The following is a 17,688-nucleotide window of genomic DNA, read 5'->3' as shown; positions in this document are numbered from 1 at the left end:
TACAGCAGAACGGAGGGAGTTCACTGTGCCGGGAACACGAATCACGGATCAACAGGTCACTATCTATATGACTCATAGAAAACGAAATAGCCAAGTTGTTGCTGCTGCTAAAGCAGGGATTTCAGAACGTTCAGCCCGGCGTCTGGATAAAGCCAATCAACCACCAGACGAAGGCAAGCGAACATGGCGCACGCGCAAAGATCCGCTTAAATCGGTATGGGAAAGCATTGTCGTTCCTATACTCGAGCAGGATAAGGACATTTCCTCTATCGGGATTTTTGTATGCGACATTGACTAAAGCATCATACTGAAATTTCTTAGCTTTGAGACAAAGCTGGGGAGCCTTTGCTTTTGCAAACACGCTAAAAAGTCATCTGAAGTCATCGGTGGTTTTTTCAAGGCACGTCTTTGTTGTTGAGCGGCCTTAACGCATGCGCTGCTATCTAGTTCAAACATGTCGCATAGGAATTCGTCTGGATGAATGGCAGATAAACCAAGTGGATCAAGTGCCTCTGAAGGGAAGTCTTTTAAATTGAAGGTGATGATAGACTCTGCCTGCCCTTTAATGGCAGCGGCAACAACGTGTCTATCATCTACATCTGGTAAGGTTAACCCGTCTATCAATGGCTCATATCCTTCAATTAAGCAGTCAGGTACATGCGCATTCATCAACTGCCTAGTCCTCTCTAGTCGTTCTGGATCGATATCTGGATTGTTTCTGCGGAGATTTCTGATCCATTCATCATGTATTTGTTCCGTCCATCGTGCTCTGAATAACCCAGTGTTGGATAAATACATGAGATAACTTCGAAGTGGCGCGGGGTACATAACACATGCGTCTAAAATTACCGTATAGGATGTCATCAATACCCCATATCCATTTCTTGATCTAATGCTGATAGCTCAGCAAGTGCTGCTAGCCGCTTCTCTTCTAGGCGGTTCTTATACGCCATCAGATCAGCATAGGCCACCTTCCTGCGGTTACCTTTGCGACTATATGGGATCTCGTTGGCATCAAGCAGCTTAATAAATGTAGGGCGAGACATATTGAGCATGTCAGCCCCTTCTTGCGTGGTCAGCTCGGCATGAATGGGTGTAATACTCACTGAGTTACCATGGCCTAATTGAGTTAGCACCTCGATCATCATGTTTAACGCACTCGATGGAATGGTGACTTCATGAATCTTACCAGACTTATCGACGACATTAATTTTTTGCGCTTCGCCGTTCGTTTCCATAACGGCTGACAACTCTTGGCTACTGAGCTTGGCCAATGCAATATCTTCAGCACTTGGCAATTTTGTTGCAGTGTTCATCGCATTTCTCTCGCTTTTGATTTCAGGCTATATGAGCCCGCCTGTCACTCAGTATCTGAAATATTCGAAACGTTGTCAATATTCGAAATTTTCGAAATTTATATGGGTGCTATTGGGCTGCGTCATGGCCACCGCCGCGCATCGCGGGCACACTCTTTATTATCACCCTACCCTAATCTTAGGGTGCCCTGCTTCGCAAGGCTATGAACGTCGCACCGCAACTTGGCCGTATTAGCATCGACAACAATGTGACAGAGCGAGACATCCGCCTGTTCGCTGAATTACCCAAACGATCGCCATCGGACGATATGTCAGATCTGATGCCGTGGTGTGTGGAACTCAGTGATGTGTAGGCGCTCACCGGTTTATTAAATGCTTACTCCTGGAGAGGAGAGGAGAGTGAATGAATCCAAAACAGCCAGGTTGGTGGCCTGACCGTTTCGGTCGGGGCAGGTTACATCCGTTTCAAGGGCTTAACCACGCTTTCTAAGCCTTCAACTTTTAATGCCAAGCACAATTGCATCAGCTCACCTAACTCGCCTTTCGGAAACTCGGCTTTGTTTTGAAACCATAGTAAGTACTCTTCAGGCAGGTCAATCAACACACGGCCTGTGTACTTGCCAAACGGCATGGGCATATTGGCCAATTTAATCAGTTGCGCTTTGTCCATGAAGGGATCCTACTCGATTACGCCGTGGCTTGGTGGGCGCTCTCACGCTGCTGAGCGATCATTTCGAGCAACATGGTTTCACGCACCAACGACTGCCCGGCTTTCTCACTATTAGCCATCACCGCTTTGTTGTGCGCAATCGCATGATCCAAGCGCACCCACACTGGGCGCATCCCATTGTTCAATTCATAATGCTCAAACGTCGGGGTTCCTAATTCACGATCGACTTGGCAATAAAAACAGTACGAGAGCATGTGCATCACATCAGCACCATCTCGATGCCAAGGGCGGTATTCTTCAAAACAGCCAAACGGTTCAATATCTCGTATACCTTGAGCGCCGGTTTCTTCTTGCAGTTCGCGGATCATGCCTTGCTCTTGGGTTTCCCCTTGGTCAATCCCGCCACCGGGCAACGAGTAATCATCATAACGTGCGGTATACATCAATAAGATCTCATCCCCCTGCAAGGCAATGGCGCGGGCAGCATCCCGTTTGATAACGGTTTTGCTTTCTAGCGGTCGTACCCGCTGATCAATATGTGTGGCAATGATTTGCATAAAACACTCAGGTAACATAAAAATTAAGCGCGAGAGTATATCACACATAGCACATCACAAGGCTGATGGTTTTGTGCGCAGCAATCACTTTCGCGAGGTGGAATATATCAACTTGGATAAGCGCCACGATCTTCGCATCGCACGCGCTACCAGTGAAGGGGCGCTAGATATCTGTGTCGACGCATTTCGTTAATCCTGTGACGTCGCAGGCGCTTTTGCGTATACTGCCCCGCCTCAGTGACCATTTTGGTCAAAGATTTTGGTCAAAGACTAGGTTTTGATCAGAGACTGTGTTTCACCAAAGACTGTGGCTTTGCTAAATAAACGATAGAGAGAAAACGATGAGAGTATGCGCGGTTGATCTAAAAGGTAACGAAGCCAACTTAGTATTGCTAGATAGCGAAAATGACCTTTTTTCGGTACCGGATTGTCGAGCAAAGAAAATCAATGTGCCATCCCCCGAATTGCAAGAAAGCATTCAACATTTCCACCGTACTATGGGTAAGCTTATCGAAGATTACCAAGTAGACAAATTGGTGATCCGTGAGCGTCAAACCAAAGGTAAATTCGCGGGAAGCAGTGCGGGCTTTAAAATGGAAGCGGCCTTACAACTTATCGATGGGGTTGAAGCCGAAGTGCTGCCTAATAACATCATGAAGCAAACACTCAAACGCCACCCAATCGATGTAAACCTAAAAGAATTGGGCTTAAAGCAATTTCAGGAACATGCGTTCTTAACCGCCTGTGCCTATTGCAACCAAGATAAGAAGTAATCATCGGCCACAAGGATGTGTCATGCCAGTTATCCGATATCCATCGCCATTAGGCATGCTGACACTCGAAGCAGATACCAATGGGCTTACGGGGCTGTATTTGCCTCGCCGAGCGCCACAATACACAGCGGCAAGTCTCGCGCTCGATTGTGATCCAATACTGGATGAAGCATGCCGCCAACTGGATCAATACTTTGCAGGGAAGCGGCAGCAATTTTCTCTGCCACTTGCCCTACACGGCACATCGTTTCAACGCCGCGTGTGGGCCGCTTTACAAACCATTCCGTACGGGCACACTGCTAGCTATCAGACCATTTCCAATGCCATCGGCAATCCGAAAGCTAACCAAGCGGTGGGCGGCGCGAATGGCAAAAACCCGATTTCTATCATCATTCCTTGCCACCGTATCATTGGCCGCCAAGGGCAATTAATTGGCTACGGGGGCGGCCTCGCGGCTAAACAAGCCTTGTTGATGTGGGAAGCGACCGGCGAATGGCCAACCACGCTCCCCAGCCCGCAAAGTGGCAAAGATAAAGCCTTTGGCTGGCGCCTAACTACGCCGCTAACGCTTTAATCAGTCGCTCTGGCGTGAGTTTAAAACCGCAGTGCAGGTAAAAGCTTTGAGCATCGGCTTTGTGATAACTCGGGACCACTTCAATGTGATCACATCCTCTCGCCAATAGATAGGTCTCCGCGGTACTGAGCAACTGGCGACCGAGAGTCATATCCCGAAAGTGCTCATCCACCATAATGGTGCTGATGCGCCCTAAATGGTTGGGTTTCTCGAGTTGTAAGATCACGTTGAATGCCACCACCCCAGCCACCAATCCACATAGCTCTGCGACCAAGACATTGGCATCCTCTGCGTTAATCAAGTCGGTGAGCGTTTTCTTCATTTGACTCAACGGAAGTGGATCAGGCTGACAGCGCACACACAAGGCGCAAATAGCATCAATATCGTGAAGGGTTGCCTGTCGAATCATGGTGTCTTCCTTGGTTGCCGAGGATAAATCTGTAACGTTTGATACGGGCTAGGCGGCTGCATCGCGGCCTAGCCTCAGATCGATAAAGTGACAAAGTGACAAAGTGACAAAGCGATAAAGCGACGATTACTGTGCCTGTGCCACTTGCCCGCCTTTGACGCGTGAAAGGGTGACACGACGGTCAAAGAAAAAGTCCTCATTACCGGCTTGATCGGCCAGTGGCTGACTGTCGCCATAGGCAATCGTCTCTAACTGATCCGCGCTAACCCCGACTGACACCAAGTAATCTCTTACCGCCTGGACACGGCGTTCAGACAGATCTTGATTGTAAGATTGACGTCCACGCGGATCCGCGTAACCGGCTAACTGCACTGTGCCTCGGGCATTTGTTGGATAAAATTCGCTAATTCATCCAGCTGAATCATAAAGTGGGGTTCAATCTCGGCCGAGCTGGTTCGAAACTGAATATTCATCGCTAAGTCTATGTCCTCAATAGAATGTTGCTCTGCACGCAGGCGGGCAAGCTCTAACTGGGCCTCGTTATATTTTTGCGTGACAAGGCTCAATTGCTCATTTTTCGCATTCATGGTTTCAATCGTATCTTGCTGCTCCGTCGCAAGGGTTTCAAAACTCGCATTTTGTCCCATCACTGTGCCTATGATGGCGCCAGCCACCGCGCCGACCGGCCCTGCGACCACTGCCCCCGCAATGGCGCCGCTGCCCATACCGATCAATTCTGGTTTTTTGTCTCGCTCAACGTGTGTGGCGGCCATCCCTTGTGGGGTTGCCACGACAAACATAGAAACCGCGAATACAGAATGTGTGAGTGCTTTTTTGATATCCATAATGTCCTCGAAAGAGTGGTTGTTGTGCCATGCTGGCGATAAGGACATTAAAACAAGCCGATCAGGCAATTTGCGGGTATAAAAATGGCAATGTGGCGACCAATAATGGCAAAAATATGGCAATTGGCGTTTAAGGTCGAAAGAGGGTTTTCTCCGCGCTCAGTTTGGGTATAGTCACCACAACCCCAATAATAAGATGCTTTTATGAAACACATCGCGATTGTGGAAGACGAGGCGGCGATCCGAGAAAACTACGCCGATGTTATTCGCCGCCAAGGCTATCAAGTTCACACTTATCAGGACCGACCCAGCGCACAAACGGCTTTTGAGCAACGTTTACCTGATTTGGCCATTATTGATATTGGTTTGGGCAATGAAATTGATGGCGGCTTTGCGCTCTGCCAATCATTGCGCGCACTATCGGCGACCGTGCCTATTATTTTTCTGACCGCACGTGACAGTGACATCGACACCGTGGTGGGTCTACGAATGGGGGCGGATGACTATTTAACTAAAGATGTGTCGCTCCCGCATTTGATGGCGCGCATTGCTGCGTTATTTCGCCGCAGCGACCTCTTGGCGCAAACACCGTCGATAGAAGATAAAAGCTTACAATCTGGGCCGCTCTACCTCGATCTCGATCGCATGCGCGTCTACTGGCATGACCAACTGATTGATCTTACCGTGACCGAGTTTTGGATGGTCCATGCCCTGGTCAAACGCCCGGGACACGTGAAGAGCCGACAAGCCTTAATGGATGAAGCGCATGCGGTTGTGGATGACAGTACCATTACCTCGCACATTAAGCGGATTCGGAAAAAGTTTATGGTCATTGATAGCCAGTTTGACTGTATTCGAACGGTCTATGGCATGGGTTACCGTTGGGATGAGGCGCAAGCATAATGGCAAGATGGCGTCGGCTGACTCACGGTTTATGGCCCTATTTAGCCGGGATCCGAACTAAAATTGTCGTGCTCTCTAGCTTTTTACTGCTCTTGCCTTACCTGGGTTATCAATATGTCTGGGAGATGGAAAGCGTTTTACGTCAGGGCCAAGAACAAACTCTGATGGGTACAGCGCGCGCGTTTGCAATGGGGATGAACGACCGACCCGCACTTTTCACTCATCGTCAGTCGCCAACTCGCCTCGATCCCGGTAAAGATTTGCATGCTTTTCGGCTCACCCATCCCATTACCCTGGATGGTGATCTAAGCGAGTGGCAACGTGATCAGCACCATCAGCGCCACTATCAGCGTGACGGGTTAATTTTCAATCAACGCTCCTATCACAGCGAGCAGCTATCTTTGTCTGTACTGACAGGGAGCAATGACCACGCCGTCTACTTAGCGCTAGATATTGTCGATGCCACACCCACGCCTTCGCAAGATAAGAGCGATCTCACCAGTCAGGATCATCTCATTGTCGCGCTGACATCTCCTCAAGGCGCTTTTTACCGCGTGGCCCTCAGCCAAGATCCGCGCGCACGCGATGCCCATGTGACACATTTAGCAAGTGGGTTGCCTGCAAAATCCAACCAACATGAAACAGAGGGGCCGCCGCAGCCTTTACCCATTGCTGCCAAATGGCGTACGACTGACACTGGCTATCAGGTTGAGATAAAACTGCCAGCAGACTGGGTGGGTCAACAACTCGGGCTGGCATACTACGATCTCGACGATAGTTTCGAGCGCCCATTGCGTGCCATTATTGGCACAGCCTCCACACGCACACCGACGTCACTTGGCAGTTTTATGACGCCCTCTGCCGCGATTCAAACCCTGATTGAGCGCATGAATAATAACGCGTCGCGCGTTTGGGTCGTGGATAAACATAGCCGAGTCCTTGCTAAAGATGGCGATATCCAAACCTCAAACGGTGTCTGGCAGTCGTCATCGGCGCCACAAACGCGTCACGGGTTGATTGCTTGGCTGACCGATACATTGCTCCGCCCTTGGTACGATCGCTTGCTGGTGACACCGCCTGATCATTTTATCGATGCGATGCAACAAGCTTCGATTTATAAAGGGGTGCAAGCACAACAAGCTCTTCAAGGACGCCCTTATGCAGGATGGCGCAGTTCGGATGATGGCCAAGCCATGATCCTCTCCGCCGCTTATCCCATTTGGCTCAACAATGACGTCGCAGGCGCAGTGATCGTTGAAGAAACCACCAATGGCATTCGCAGTTTGCGTAATGACGCGCTCGAAACGCTTTTCTCGGTGATGCTCGCGGTGATCTGCACGGGCGTTTTATTGCTGCTGTTGTTTGGTTCGCACATTGCTAAACGTTTACGTCGCCTCCAATATGAAGCGGATCACGCCATTGATAGCCAAGGACGCGTCACAGGCACCATTACTACCGCAGACAGCCAAGATGAAATTGGCCGTCTGTCACGCACCATTGTCGATATGGTCGGCCGCATTGCTGGCTATAATCATTATCTGGAAAAATGGCCTCGCGCCTGTCCCATGAGTTGCGCACGCCCATTGCCGTAGTACGTTCTTCGCTTGAAAACATGGCGTACACTCAAACCGATCCTAATCAACTGACTTATATCAATCGCGCTCAAGATGGGGTTCAACGCCTTGCAGGCATTTTATCAACGCTAACCGAAGCGACGCGTCTAGAACAAAGCTTTGATAATGCCGATAAAGAGAGTGTTAACCTCAATGCTCTGCTAGACGGATGCACGCAAGGGTATCGATTGGCTTATCCAGATAAAACGTTCGCGTTAACGCTCCCCGAGCAAACCATCAACGTGGAAGGCGTCCCCGATTATTTGGCGCAGTTGCTCGACAAATTGGTAGCCAATGCAGTGGAATTTGACGACGGTGCGGCACCCATTATGCTTGCGCTCAGCGTACATGCCGACAAAGTGACCATGACCGTCAGTAATACAGGACCGCTACTGCCGAGTGATATGCGGGCACAACTTTTCAACTCCATGGTGAGTGTCCGGCCTACTCATCACGGCGCTGATAAACCTCATCTCGGTTTAGGGCTCTATATCGCGCGTCTGATTGCCGATTTCCATCATGCGCAGCTCACCGCGGCTCACCGTCCACAACAAGACGGCGTGACAGTGTCACTTGCATGGTCAATCACACAGATAACAACCCCTTGATTGATCTAAACCGCATTGGCCCCAATACTAACTCGAGCGGCTTCATCGCGATCAGAGCCAACTCAGTGACCCTGGTGGCGAATAAATCTCCCACCGACTAAGCAAGGAGCGACGATGATTGACTTTTATTCTGCTTCGACCCCGAACGGCCAAAAGGTCGCAATTGCACTGGAAGAAATGGGATTGACCTATCAACTCCATTCCATTGATTTAATGGCTAACGAACAAAAACAGCCTGACTTTCTCGCCATTAACCCCAATGGGCGTATTCCCGCGATTGTCGATAAAAGTAATGGTGATTTTCCAGTCTTTGAGTCTGGGGCAATTTTGCTTTATCTCGCGGAAAAAACAGGGCAGTTTTTACCTGAAGATCCTAAGGCACGCTCACAAGCGATACAGTGGTTGATGTTCCAAATGGGGGGCGTTGGGCCATGATGGGTCAAGCGAACGTCTTTTATCGTTATTTCCCAGAGAAAATCCCTGCAGCGATTGAGCGGTATCAAAAGGAAGGACGCCGGCTGCTTGAGGTCGTTGATCATCAACTACAGAAACACCCTTACCTTGCCGGTGACAGCTACACAATCGCCGATATGGCACATGGCCTTGGGCAAGAATTCATGCGTGGAGTGGCATCGATGTCACCGGTCTTGACGCGCTAACAGCCTGGATCGATAAACTGGCTGAACGCCCGGCATGTCAAACCGCTTTAGTGACGCCAGCATCGGCTGACGCCAGTGACGAAGAACGTGCCCAACAAGCGAGAGGCATGGTGACACGTTAAACAACGCGATATACTCGATATAAAGCGCCATAACAAGGTAACGGGTAGCCAGCTCGACTGTCCGTTATCTTCCAGTGATAGATTAAGGAGCGTCTGTGTTAACCCCATGTATTGGTCATTGTCGTCGTGAAGACGATGTCTGTGTCGGCTGTAAGCGCACACTCGATGAAATCATCAACTGGGGAAAAATGACTGACGACGAGCGCGCGGTAATTATGGCGCAACTCTCAAAACGGCCTAAGCCACAACTGCCAGCCGCCTCTCGTCCATCAAGAAACCCGTTCAAGCGGCGTATCATCTGATGGCGCTAACGGTTTACGGTATTCAATGATCACCGTATGACCCTCGTAGTAAACCGCTTCAATATCACCGTCAACAACCACTTTATTGGTCACTAATACATCTTGGCTGACTTGCTCACGATCGCGTAAGCTCGGCAAAATTTTATTCGGCTCGACGCCCATCACTTGACAAAAAGCGAATACAAATCGGGTATCCAGTACACCATCGCCATGGATACAACGAGAAAACGTTAGATGGCTCACCTCTAACTTTTTCGCCATTTCACTTTGTGTAATCCGCGCTTTGGCTTTATAAGACATCCAAGTTTCATACAAAGCCTGCTTGTCTTGCTTGTCAAACGTCATTCTGTTTTCCAGTGGGTATACAATGCATAGACAGTCAGCGTAACAGGGACACAGATCCCCATGTCAGCATCGGGTTAATCGCGAGTAAATCTTGTCGGGCTTAACGTGCTCGGTTAGGATCAGCCTACGAAAATCACTACGAGAAACACTAATGGATGTCAACTTAGCCAACCTCCCAGCCGACGAAAAACAAAAAATAGAACTTGATAAACAAGCTGCGTATGCGGTTTGGAAAGTGGTGAATAATCAAGCACCACAAAGCTTATACGAGCAAGAAGCCAATGCCTTAGTGGATTGGCAACGCGACGTGTACTTAGCCTCCGTTGACAAGTACCGCGCGCAACCCGAAGCCTTTGTTATCCCCGATCCCGAGAGAGACACCACCGAGCGCTAAATCAGGTGCTTTTACCCTCGTGTGGCGTGATAGACGTTTTAAACTGCCTTGCCTTGTCTGACTTTAAGGACTTATCTGACACCAAACTAACGCTAGATTGTCATACATTTTTTGTTTTTTAATTGGCAAAATCGCCAAACCCACTCTAGTATTATCCTTATCAAGAAGCCTTCTTTATCCATGAAGCAACTTGTACTGACAACCTTTTAAAAGAAACTAATCATCTTTTAAAAGAAAGCGTTGGCTGGGTGAGTCCTTGGTGGCCTTAACATAACCGCATAAAAAAGCGGACAATAAGCTCCCACCTTACAAGGGATACACCCTTACTTCTTAGACAGTTTACTGCACGCTCAGTAAGGGGTAATCGCTATGACCTTAGGGTTTAAATCTCGCATTATTTTGGGGGTGGGTTTGCTCGTGACCCTCTCTCTTATCGTACTCGGCTCGCTGAATGCAATGTCATTACGTGACAACATGGTCAGCGCCCTAGTCGAGAAAACGCAAAACAAAGTGGACCACCATGTGAGCCAATTAGAACAACTGGTTCAGTCCCAACTTAATGCGGTTGAAAAAGGTGCGGAGCATTTTTCAACAAGATTAGGTGAGTCAGAAAATGTTGCCCAAGTGAGAATGCTCGCCGATACCGCTGGCATCGCTAATGTGATTATGACTTACGAAAGTGGCCGTTCGTATATGTCAAATCACTCAAGCGATGGGGTGACCACCAATGAATACGACTTTCGCGACCGCGATTGGTATCGCACCGTCAAATCAAGCCAAGATATTCATCTATCTGAAATTTACACCGATAAAGTGACCGGTGAGAAAGTGATCAGCGCCGTCTCGCCAGTGATTGAAAATGGGCGATTTATTGGTGCCTTGCTGGGTGACATTCCGCTGCAAAATGTGATCAATCAGGTAAGCCAAATGCGCTTTGCCGGTGGCGCTGCAACCCTCACCGATCAAAATGCGGTATTTTTCGCCAGTGATGACCCCAATGACCTAGGGAAAACCCCGTCTCAAGTCAGTGCAAACTTTTCCGAGATGGAAGGTATGTTCCGCAGTAATCAAAAAGGCCATCTGACATTCCCTTATGACGGCATCCAATTTGATGGCTACTTTCAACGGGTCAATTTAACCGAGGGGAGATATTGGACTTTGATGGTCTTTGTCGATCAAAAAACCGCACTGGCTGAAGTGACCGACGCACAAATCGAATCGGTAGGCATCGGGGTATTGCTATTGATCGTTAGCCTTGGCGCCATCTATGGCATTATTCAGGTCTCTTACCAACCTGCTTAAACTCAAAGAGGCTGTACTCGATCTCTCTCGTGGCGAAGGCGATCTCACGACTCGACTCGATGCGAATGGCAACGACGATTTAGCTCAAATCAGTGATGGCTTCAATAGGTTCATCGAGAGCTTACAGAGCAAGATATTAGCAGTGGCAGAGTCCAGCCAGGCGATTTCCGCGAATATCAGCCAGTTGTCGCAAACCACCAAGGAAAATGAATCGGTGTTAGATGCCCACTCAGCGGAAACAGACCAAGTGGTCACCGCCATTACTCAGATGAGCGAGAGCGCCCGGAGTATTGCCGAAAACGTCTCTCAATCAAACAACATTACAGCGTCAGCCAGTAGCGAGGCGAGCCAGTCTCTAAAAGTGGTTGATAACGCGGTCGTTACCGTCAGTGCACTCGTTGATGAAGTAGAAGAAATGTCGGGCCGTATTACCAAAATGAATACAGATGCCAACCGGATCAGTGACGTCTTAACCGTCATTGGCGATATTTCAGAGCAGACCAATCTACTGGCGTTGAACGCAGCGATTGAAGCAGCGCGCGCCGGTGAACAGGGCCGAGGTTTTGCGGTGGTTGCCGATGAGGTTCGCGCGTTAGCAGCGCGCACACAAAGCAGCACAACTGAAATCTCTGACATGCTCACTGCATTACTCGACGGTACATCCAGCGTGGTTGAAGCGATGGAAAAAACCAAAGAGCAATGTCAAACCACGGCGGACAAAACCTCAGAAGTGTCGAACAGCTTAACGAAGATGAGCGCGTCCGTTACCGAAATTGACGATGTGAGTACGCAAATTGCGACGGCAACCGAACAACAAAGCTCTGTTGCTGAAGAGCTCAGTAAGAATATGCTGTCTATCCGCGATATGGTGAGCCAGCTCGTGGACAGCGGAAATCAAACTACTGCCGCCACCAAATCACTCACCCACTCTAACGAAGGGTTGGATCAGATGGTCAGTAGCTTCAAGTTACGATAAGTTTAAATTGCCAAACGTTTAAATTGCCCGATCATCTGCTATTGGTTTCAGCATCGTGAGCAGGCAGCATCAACTGCTGCCTGAACGCCGTCGTTAAAGGTTGTTGTTATGTCTCATTCTCTATTGCCTCACACGTTAACGCCCGATTTTTTAAGTCAGTATCAAACTGTTCGCCAGCATTTCTTTAATCGTGATCCTAAGCATTGGCCTATTTATCGCACCCCAGAATTAGCCAATTGGCTTGCCAATGGCATGCAGCCTGCGTTTGAAAACAGTGATTTATTACTGAAGCAACAAACAGAAATCCCCACGCAAAGTGATTTAAGCGCCACCACCTTGCCCAAGCTGGCATTACACGCGGCCACCCATTCGAAAGACTGGACATCACCTCGATCGGTCGAAAATGTAATTACTGCCCCTTGCGATCCGGCCATACACGGGGCATTGCTGGCCACCATGGCCAATCCTAACTTGGTCTATAGCGAATACGCGGGTTTATCGGTCGAGTTAGAAAAGACGTTGGTCCGGCAAATGGCCAATCTCATTGGTTACGATCCTGATCAGTCCACCGGTATATTCACGCAAGGCGGAACTTTCGGCAATTTGTATGGGTATTTATTGGGGTTACGAAAGCAGTTTCCTCATTCCGGACAACGCGGATTGCAAGGGCAAGATTTTCGCATGATTAACTCTCTTGCAGGTCACTACTCTAATATGACGAACTTAGCTCTATTGGGCACAGATATCTCCAGACAAGTGCTTCGAGTCGAAGTCGATACCAATAATCGGCTCGATTTAGATGACTTTTCTCGTACCCTCAATCACTGTTTTGCCGAAGGTATTCCCGTACCTACCATCTTACTCACCTTTGGCACCACAGATACGTTTGCCATTGACGATGTAGAGCGTGTCTGTCGCATTAACGAGCAAGCTTGCCAACGCTTTAACGTCACGGTGAAACCACATATTCATGTTGATGCCGCCGTCGGCTGGCCACTGATCATGTTTAATGATTACGCATTCGACACTAACCCGATTGGTTTGAACAAAGCTGTATTAGAGAAGCTTCAAACATTAGTGCCAAAAGTGCGTGGGCTCCGTTTTGCGGATTCTGTGACCATCGATTTTCAAAAGTGGGGATATGTCCCCTATACCGCGAGCTTGGTGATGTTTAAACGCCAAGCCGACATGGAGTACCTGAAACAAGATCCACACTACTTCTCGTATTTCGAGTCAAACAAAACAGCGCAAACGCACTTGCAGTCGACCATAGAATGTTCTCGTGGCGCAGCCGGTGTCTATGGGAGTTACTGCGCGTTGAATATGCTTGGCAAGCGTGGCTACCAAACAATGGTAGGACATGGCTTACAGAATGCCGAATACCTGAAAGCACATTTGTCGGCCCTTCCCCACTGCAAAGTTGTTGCCGCAGATAATCTCGGACCAACCGTCGCCTTTCGTCTTTATCAACCCTCGGCAAACCTAAACGTCGATGCCGTATTTCAACAAGAGCAATCGCTTCGCCAAGTGGGTGATAAAGTGGGTAGCATCACTCAACATAGCTTGTTTCACCGTCAACACTTCCTCAACCGCAAAGGCAAACAACTACAAACCAATTGGGTTGAATCCATTGCCCACACAGAATTCGACCAACATGGACAGTGTCTGTTTATTCCTGGAGAAAAAGCTGTATTTTTAAATCCTTATACACACTATCACCATATCGAACAATTTATTGCTTCATTGCAACCCGAATCCTCGACACAGCTTGTGTGAACGCCAAGATTTCCAAACCAGGGTTACCAGTGCCAAAAGTGAGGCATGAACAGTGCGAGTACCGTGAAGTACTCCAAACGCCCAAGGATCATGGCAACATTGAGTATCCAGATCCCAGTATCCGTGACGGGCTGGAAATTACTGCCCACTTCACCAAAGCCAGGGCCGAGTACATTGATACACGCCACGACAGCCGTAAAAGATGACCAAAAATCAAGTCCAGTGGCCATCATTAATAGGGTGAAAACGCCGGTTGTCAGCGAAGACGCAAAGCGACWTAAACGCCATCACCGCTTGCGTTACATCGTTCGACACCACTTTATCTTGATACCGAATCGGTAATACCGCAGACGGATGCACCAATTGATGGAGTTGTCGACGAATGATTTTAAACGTAATAATGTCACGAATAATTTTATCCCCCCCCGCGGTTGAGCCAGAGCAGCCGCCGAGATAGGCACAAAATACCAAAAATAACGCCGTGGCCGCCGGCCAGGTACTTAAGTCGGCAGCCCCGAAGCCGGTACTGGTAATAAACGACACCACGTGAAATGCGGCAAAGCTAAGAGAGACCCACAGCGTCTCGTAGCGTGCTTCACTATAAAGATACAAACCAAGCATTACCGACAAGCAAGTCACGACAATTAAAAATACACGTGACTCCTCATCGTCAATGTAAAGCTTCAAGCCGCGCCAACCGATACGAAAAATACGAAAGTGCAGCGCAAAGTTAATCGCACCCAATAGCATAAAGACATTCGCGATCATGAGCAGCGTATGACTTTGGAAGTACCACATACTCGCATCATGGGTCGAGAACCCGCCCGTTGATACCGTCGAAAAGCTGTGAGCAATCGCGTCATACGCAGTCATTCCCGCCAGGTAATACGCCAATGCGCAGGCCAAGGTAATCACCAGATACACGCCCCACAAATAGTGTGCGGTCTTGGAGATCCGTGGCGAAAGCTTTTCATCTTTGATAGGGCCTGGCGTTTCCGCTTTGAGTAATCGCATCCCCCCCACATTAAGCATGGGTAAGACTGCCACCACAAAGATCACCACGCCCAAGCCTCCCATCCACTGGAGAAATTGACGGTAAAGCAAGAATGCGGCTGGCATATTATCAAGACCACTGAGAATGGTCGCACCGGCGGTACTCAGAGCACTGACGGATTCAAACGTTGCATCGGCGAAATTCACACCTGTGACGAGTTTTATCGGTATACCACCTAATAGCCCCACCAACACCCAAGTCAGTGTTGAAAACAATAAGGCATCGCGGAAAGTGACCTGATTGAGCTTACTGTTACGAAATAACCAAGAAATCAGTAATGATGCCAGCATCATCAGTAGGGAAGGATAAAAAAAGAGGGTCGACACACCGTCGCGAAAGATAAACAGCGACAAGAGCCCGAAAACAAATTGCACAACGCCCATCCACAACACAGGCATGCCAAGAAGACGCAGAGTATTTTGAAAGTTAATCATGACAAGGGCAACGCATCATTAACACGCTCGTGGCTTGTAGGCTTCATGACCTACCACACGTAACAACAAACAGTGGCGTGGCGAATCCAGCTCACTGCCCAACTATATCAGCCTTATTCCATCATTCCGTATGAATGAAAGACCGCATATCCACGTCGTTAATACCCTGCGAACAAGGCATTACATCGCAGACACAAACAAAAAAGCCGAGCATTTCTGCCCGGCTGTCATCGTTTTATTGCGCTTGACGACGCTCACCGCGAGCAGGCGCACGACGTTCGTTACCACGGTCGCGGCTAAAACGACGTTCACCGCGGCCACGGCTATCACGATCATTACGGGCTCGACCGCCACCATTGCGATCACCACCACGACGCTCTTGCATAATCTGACCTTCGACACGTTGTGCGTTGGTCTCTTTTTGGCGAATACGCAGTTTTTGCAATTGCGCAAAGACGTCTTTCGGCATGGTTTTTGGTAGCTGCACAAACGTATGCGCCGGTGCCAGCTTAATCGCACCAATGTTCTGTTTGTTCAAGCCTAGCTCATTGGCAATCGCACCCACGATGTCTTTTACTTGAACACCTTGCTCACGACCCACGTCTAACTGGTACGTATCCCAATCAGCCGGATTAGTATCACGACGCTCACCGCCACTTGGACGCTCATCACGACGACGTTCGCGACGCTGCTTTTCGCGATCCATTGCCGCGATCATTGGGTCTGGGCCTTTATAGAATAAAGGTCGCTTACCTTGTTGACGCTGGAGTAACATCGCTGCCAATGTGGTTGCATCAACCTCGATATCGTTTTGCAGTTGCTCAATCAGTTCAACGAACGGCCCAATGGCATCGCCATCTTTCTTTTCAGCCAACTCACCAGCCAGTTGTGCCACCCGCGCTTCTGCCACTTTGTCGCGATTGGGCAGCTGAATTTCTTCCATTTTAGTCTGAGTAACACGCTCAACCGTGCGCAGCATACGCATTTGGTTGGTACGGACTAGCAAAATCGCTTTACCCGCACGACCGGCGCGACCAGTACGGCCAATACGGTGGATGTAAGATTCCGCGTCAAAAGGGATATCGTAGTTAAATACATGCGTGATACGTGATACGTCTAGACCACGCGCGACCACGTCGGTTGCAACCAAGATATCAATCACACCGCGTTTCAGATGATCCACCGTGCGTTCACGCAACGACTGCGGGATATCACCGTGCAATGCGGCCGCTTTAAAGCCACGTGCTGACAACCAGTCTGCTAGGCGCTCGGTGTCTTGGCGGGTACGCACAAAGACGATCGATGCATCTGTATCTTGGGTTTCGAGTAGACGACTCATCGCCTCGTCTTTTTCGACACCTTTAACCACCCAGAACTGCTGTTCTACTTTCTCTACGGTGCGATTGCTCCCGGCCACATCGATACGGGCAGGATCACGCAAAAAGCGATCAACAATTTGTTTAACGATAGGAGGCATGGTCGCAGAGAAAAGAATACGCTGGGCGCTTTCTGGTGCTTGCTCCATAATCCAAGTAACGTCATCAACGAAGCCCATTTTGAGCATTTCATCGGCTTCATCAAGAATAAAGGTGTGTACTTCATCTAGCTTGAGACGATCACGGTTGATCAAGTCTTGATCGCTGACCAGGTGTGCCCACCACAATATGTGCGCCGCTTTTAGCGCTTTCATTTGATCAACAATCGACGCACCACCATAGATCTCAAGCACTTTGAGGCCTTTGATGTTTTGTGCCAAGGTTTTTATCTCTGCAGCCACCTGAATCGCCAGCTCACGCGTTGGTGCCATCACAATCGCTTGCGGCTTGTGTTGGTTCAGGTCAACTTTGTTCAACAGCGGCAGTGAAAAAGCAGCGGTTTTACCGGTACCGGTTTGCGCTTTACCAAGTGCGTCACGACCTGCGAGAAGTGGAGGAATGGAGGCCGCTTGGATAGGTGTTGGTGTTTCAAAGCCCATTGAGTCAAGCGCAGACAAAAGGGTGATCAGCCAGATCTAACTGGCGAAATTTGGTTACAGATTCTTGCATTGGATCCAATT

The 17,688-nt window shown here is 49.0% G+C and carries 20 protein-coding genes and 3 pseudogenes; 12 read left to right on the top strand and 11 right to left on the bottom strand.

Annotated features, from left to right (window positions below):
* A pseudogene (locus tag DZ54_RS22935) lies at positions 1-298 on the top strand (hypothetical protein); the annotation flags it as partial.
* Here DZ54_RS22935 and DZ54_RS0116945 read toward each other — a convergent pair.
* Positions 295-669 carry a VapC50 family PIN domain-containing toxin gene (locus DZ54_RS0116945; RefSeq protein ID WP_420804870.1) on the bottom strand — a complete coding sequence of 125 codons (375 nt, stop codon included), beginning with the start codon at positions 667-669 and terminating at the stop codon, positions 295-297. The pseudogene DZ54_RS22935 and the gene DZ54_RS0116945 overlap by 4 nt on opposite strands.
* A 194-nt stretch (positions 670-863) precedes the next feature.
* Positions 864-1,316, bottom strand: coding sequence for a helix-turn-helix domain-containing protein (locus DZ54_RS0116940; RefSeq protein WP_025675383.1), 453 nt, complete (start codon positions 1,314-1,316; stop codon positions 864-866).
* 203 nt (positions 1,317-1,519) lie between these two features.
* On the opposite strand from DZ54_RS0116940, the gene DZ54_RS25355 reads away from it, so the two are divergent.
* The gene (locus DZ54_RS25355; protein ID WP_164831626.1) at positions 1,520-1,669 is read left to right on the top strand and encodes a hypothetical protein; all 150 of its coding nucleotides are present in this window, start codon (positions 1,520-1,522) and stop codon (positions 1,667-1,669) included.
* Between the two features lie 101 nt (positions 1,670-1,770).
* Here DZ54_RS25355 and DZ54_RS0116930 read toward each other — a convergent pair whose 3' ends face one another.
* Positions 1,771-1,986, bottom strand: coding sequence for a DUF3820 family protein (locus DZ54_RS0116930; RefSeq protein WP_025675382.1), 216 nt, complete (start codon positions 1,984-1,986; stop codon positions 1,771-1,773).
* 17 nt (positions 1,987-2,003) lie between these two features.
* Positions 2,004-2,543, bottom strand: a complete 540-nt coding sequence (locus DZ54_RS0116925) for an NUDIX hydrolase (protein ID WP_025675381.1) — start codon at positions 2,541-2,543, stop codon at positions 2,004-2,006.
* 341 nt (positions 2,544-2,884) lie between these two features.
* Here DZ54_RS0116925 and DZ54_RS0116915 point away from each other — a divergent pair, with 341 nt between their 5' ends.
* Together DZ54_RS0116915 and DZ54_RS0116910 are read left to right on the top strand one after the other, a co-directional pair.
* The gene (locus DZ54_RS0116915) at positions 2,885-3,316 is read left to right on the top strand and encodes a DUF3010 family protein (protein WP_025675379.1); all 432 of its coding nucleotides are present in this window, start codon (positions 2,885-2,887) and stop codon (positions 3,314-3,316) included.
* Positions 3,317-3,338: 22 nt separating this feature from the next.
* Positions 3,339-3,890, top strand: a complete 552-nt coding sequence (locus DZ54_RS0116910) for a methylated-DNA--[protein]-cysteine S-methyltransferase (RefSeq protein ID WP_025675377.1) — start codon at positions 3,339-3,341, stop codon at positions 3,888-3,890.
* On the opposite strand, the gene DZ54_RS0116905 is transcribed toward DZ54_RS0116910, so the two are convergent.
* The 3 genes from DZ54_RS0116905 to DZ54_RS22930 form a co-directional block, all read right to left on the bottom strand.
* Positions 3,871-4,299: a GNAT family N-acetyltransferase gene (locus DZ54_RS0116905; RefSeq protein ID WP_025675374.1), complete on the bottom strand. Its 429-nt coding sequence runs from the start codon at positions 4,297-4,299 to the stop codon at positions 3,871-3,873. The two genes, DZ54_RS0116910 and DZ54_RS0116905, sit on opposite strands and share 20 nt — an antisense overlap.
* Positions 4,300-4,425: 126 nt before the next feature.
* Positions 4,426-4,671 (bottom strand): OmpA family protein, encoded by a 246-nt coding sequence (locus DZ54_RS23820; RefSeq protein WP_051416093.1) that lies wholly within the window; start codon positions 4,669-4,671, stop codon positions 4,426-4,428.
* Positions 4,662-5,144: a hypothetical protein gene (locus tag DZ54_RS22930; RefSeq protein WP_051416092.1), complete on the bottom strand. Its 483-nt coding sequence runs from the start codon at positions 5,142-5,144 to the stop codon at positions 4,662-4,664. Before DZ54_RS22930 ends, DZ54_RS23820 begins: the two co-directional genes overlap by 10 nt.
* Positions 5,145-5,348: 204 nt before the next feature.
* On the opposite strand from DZ54_RS22930, the gene pdsR reads away from it, so the two are divergent.
* The 5 genes and pseudogenes from pdsR to DZ54_RS24535 all read left to right on the top strand — a co-directional run bounded on the left by pdsR (position 5,349) and on the right by DZ54_RS24535 (position 9,351).
* Complete coding sequence (gene pdsR / locus DZ54_RS0116890) at positions 5,349-6,047, top strand: proteobacterial dedicated sortase system response regulator (RefSeq protein WP_025675373.1); 699 nt, start codon at positions 5,349-5,351, stop codon at positions 6,045-6,047.
* Positions 6,047-7,639: a HAMP domain-containing protein gene (locus DZ54_RS22925; protein WP_051416091.1), complete on the top strand. Its 1,593-nt coding sequence runs from the start codon at positions 6,047-6,049 to the stop codon at positions 7,637-7,639. Before pdsR ends, DZ54_RS22925 begins: the two co-directional genes overlap by 1 nt.
* Positions 7,594-8,268, top strand: coding sequence for an ATP-binding protein (locus DZ54_RS26525; RefSeq protein WP_240474068.1), 675 nt, complete (start codon positions 7,594-7,596; stop codon positions 8,266-8,268). The genes DZ54_RS22925 and DZ54_RS26525 overlap by 46 nt, the downstream gene beginning before the upstream one ends.
* A gap of 114 nt (positions 8,269-8,382) precedes the next feature.
* Positions 8,383-9,049: pseudogene (locus tag DZ54_RS22920) on the top strand (glutathione S-transferase family protein).
* Between the two features lie 95 nt (positions 9,050-9,144).
* Positions 9,145-9,351 (top strand): DUF1289 domain-containing protein, encoded by a 207-nt coding sequence (locus DZ54_RS24535; RefSeq protein ID WP_025675371.1) that lies wholly within the window; start codon positions 9,145-9,147, stop codon positions 9,349-9,351.
* Here the strand turns inward: DZ54_RS24535 and DZ54_RS0116870 are convergent.
* On the bottom strand, positions 9,319-9,696 hold the full coding sequence (locus DZ54_RS0116870) for a helix-turn-helix domain-containing protein (RefSeq protein WP_025675370.1): 378 nt from the start codon (positions 9,694-9,696) through the stop codon (positions 9,319-9,321). The genes DZ54_RS24535 and DZ54_RS0116870 overlap by 33 nt on opposite strands.
* Before the next feature lie 151 nt (positions 9,697-9,847).
* Between DZ54_RS0116870 and DZ54_RS22915 the strand changes: the two genes are divergently transcribed.
* The 3 genes and pseudogenes from DZ54_RS22915 (at position 9,848) to DZ54_RS0116855 (ending at position 14,144) form a co-directional block, all read left to right on the top strand.
* Positions 9,848-10,090: a DUF3283 family protein gene (locus tag DZ54_RS22915; protein WP_025675368.1), complete on the top strand. Its 243-nt coding sequence runs from the start codon at positions 9,848-9,850 to the stop codon at positions 10,088-10,090.
* Positions 10,091-10,459: 369 nt separating this feature from the next.
* Positions 10,460-12,368: pseudogene (locus tag DZ54_RS22910) on the top strand (methyl-accepting chemotaxis protein).
* Positions 12,369-12,476: 108 nt separating this feature from the next.
* On the top strand, positions 12,477-14,144 hold the full coding sequence (locus DZ54_RS0116855) for a pyridoxal phosphate-dependent decarboxylase family protein (RefSeq protein WP_025675367.1): 1,668 nt from the start codon (positions 12,477-12,479) through the stop codon (positions 14,142-14,144).
* 23 nt (positions 14,145-14,167) lie between these two features.
* Here the strand turns inward: DZ54_RS0116855 and DZ54_RS26990 are convergent, their stop codons facing one another.
* From DZ54_RS26990 to DZ54_RS22900, 3 genes are all read right to left on the bottom strand, one after another.
* On the bottom strand, positions 14,168-14,332 hold the full coding sequence (locus tag DZ54_RS26990) for a hypothetical protein (protein WP_276202084.1): 165 nt from the start codon (positions 14,330-14,332) through the stop codon (positions 14,168-14,170).
* A gap of 25 nt (positions 14,333-14,357) precedes the next feature.
* The gene (locus DZ54_RS22905) at positions 14,358-15,632 is read right to left on the bottom strand and encodes a TrkH family potassium uptake protein (protein WP_276202083.1); all 1,275 of its coding nucleotides are present in this window, start codon (positions 15,630-15,632) and stop codon (positions 14,358-14,360) included.
* Positions 15,633-15,867: 235 nt separating this feature from the next.
* Positions 15,868-17,625 (bottom strand): DEAD/DEAH box helicase, encoded by a 1,758-nt coding sequence (locus DZ54_RS22900; protein ID WP_240474067.1) that lies wholly within the window; start codon positions 17,623-17,625, stop codon positions 15,868-15,870.
* Positions 17,626-17,688: the final 63 nt, after the last annotated feature.

The sequence above is a fragment of the Salinivibrio socompensis S35 genome (assembly GCF_000513715.1).
GTDB classification, from domain to species: Bacteria; Pseudomonadota; Gammaproteobacteria; order Enterobacterales; family Vibrionaceae; genus Salinivibrio; species Salinivibrio socompensis.
The sequence above is the reverse complement of the archived record's forward strand: the minus strand, read 5'-3'. Positions and strand labels throughout refer to the sequence as shown.

Excerpts from the sequence above, each read along its gene's own strand:
- DZ54_RS0116945 (WP_420804870.1), bottom strand. The coding sequence starts at position 669 with ATGAATGCGCATGTACCTGACTGCTTAATTGAAGGATATGAGCCATTG.
- DZ54_RS0116940 (WP_025675383.1), bottom strand. The coding sequence starts at position 1,316 with ATGAACACTGCAACAAAATTGCCAAGTGCTGAAGATATTGCATTGGCC.
- DZ54_RS25355 (WP_164831626.1), top strand. The coding sequence starts at position 1,520 with ATGAACGTCGCACCGCAACTTGGCCGTATTAGCATCGACAACAATGTG.
- DZ54_RS0116930 (WP_025675382.1), bottom strand. The coding sequence starts at position 1,986 with ATGGACAAAGCGCAACTGATTAAATTGGCCAATATGCCCATGCCGTTT.
- DZ54_RS0116925 (WP_025675381.1), bottom strand. The coding sequence starts at position 2,543 with ATGCAAATCATTGCCACACATATTGATCAGCGGGTACGACCGCTAGAA.
- DZ54_RS0116915 (WP_025675379.1), top strand. The coding sequence starts at position 2,885 with ATGAGAGTATGCGCGGTTGATCTAAAAGGTAACGAAGCCAACTTAGTA.
- DZ54_RS0116910 (WP_025675377.1), top strand. The coding sequence starts at position 3,339 with ATGCCAGTTATCCGATATCCATCGCCATTAGGCATGCTGACACTCGAA.
- DZ54_RS0116905 (WP_025675374.1), bottom strand. The coding sequence starts at position 4,299 with ATGATTCGACAGGCAACCCTTCACGATATTGATGCTATTTGCGCCTTG.
- DZ54_RS22930 (WP_051416092.1), bottom strand. The coding sequence starts at position 5,144 with ATGGATATCAAAAAAGCACTCACACATTCTGTATTCGCGGTTTCTATG.
- pdsR (WP_025675373.1), top strand. The coding sequence starts at position 5,349 with ATGAAACACATCGCGATTGTGGAAGACGAGGCGGCGATCCGAGAAAAC.
- DZ54_RS22925 (WP_051416091.1), top strand. The coding sequence starts at position 6,047 with ATGGCAAGATGGCGTCGGCTGACTCACGGTTTATGGCCCTATTTAGCC.
- DZ54_RS26525 (WP_240474068.1), top strand. The coding sequence starts at position 7,594 with ATGGCCTCGCGCCTGTCCCATGAGTTGCGCACGCCCATTGCCGTAGTA.
- DZ54_RS0116870 (WP_025675370.1), bottom strand. The coding sequence starts at position 9,696 with ATGACGTTTGACAAGCAAGACAAGCAGGCTTTGTATGAAACTTGGATG.
- DZ54_RS22915 (WP_025675368.1), top strand. The coding sequence starts at position 9,848 with ATGGATGTCAACTTAGCCAACCTCCCAGCCGACGAAAAACAAAAAATA.
- DZ54_RS0116855 (WP_025675367.1), top strand. The coding sequence starts at position 12,477 with ATGTCTCATTCTCTATTGCCTCACACGTTAACGCCCGATTTTTTAAGT.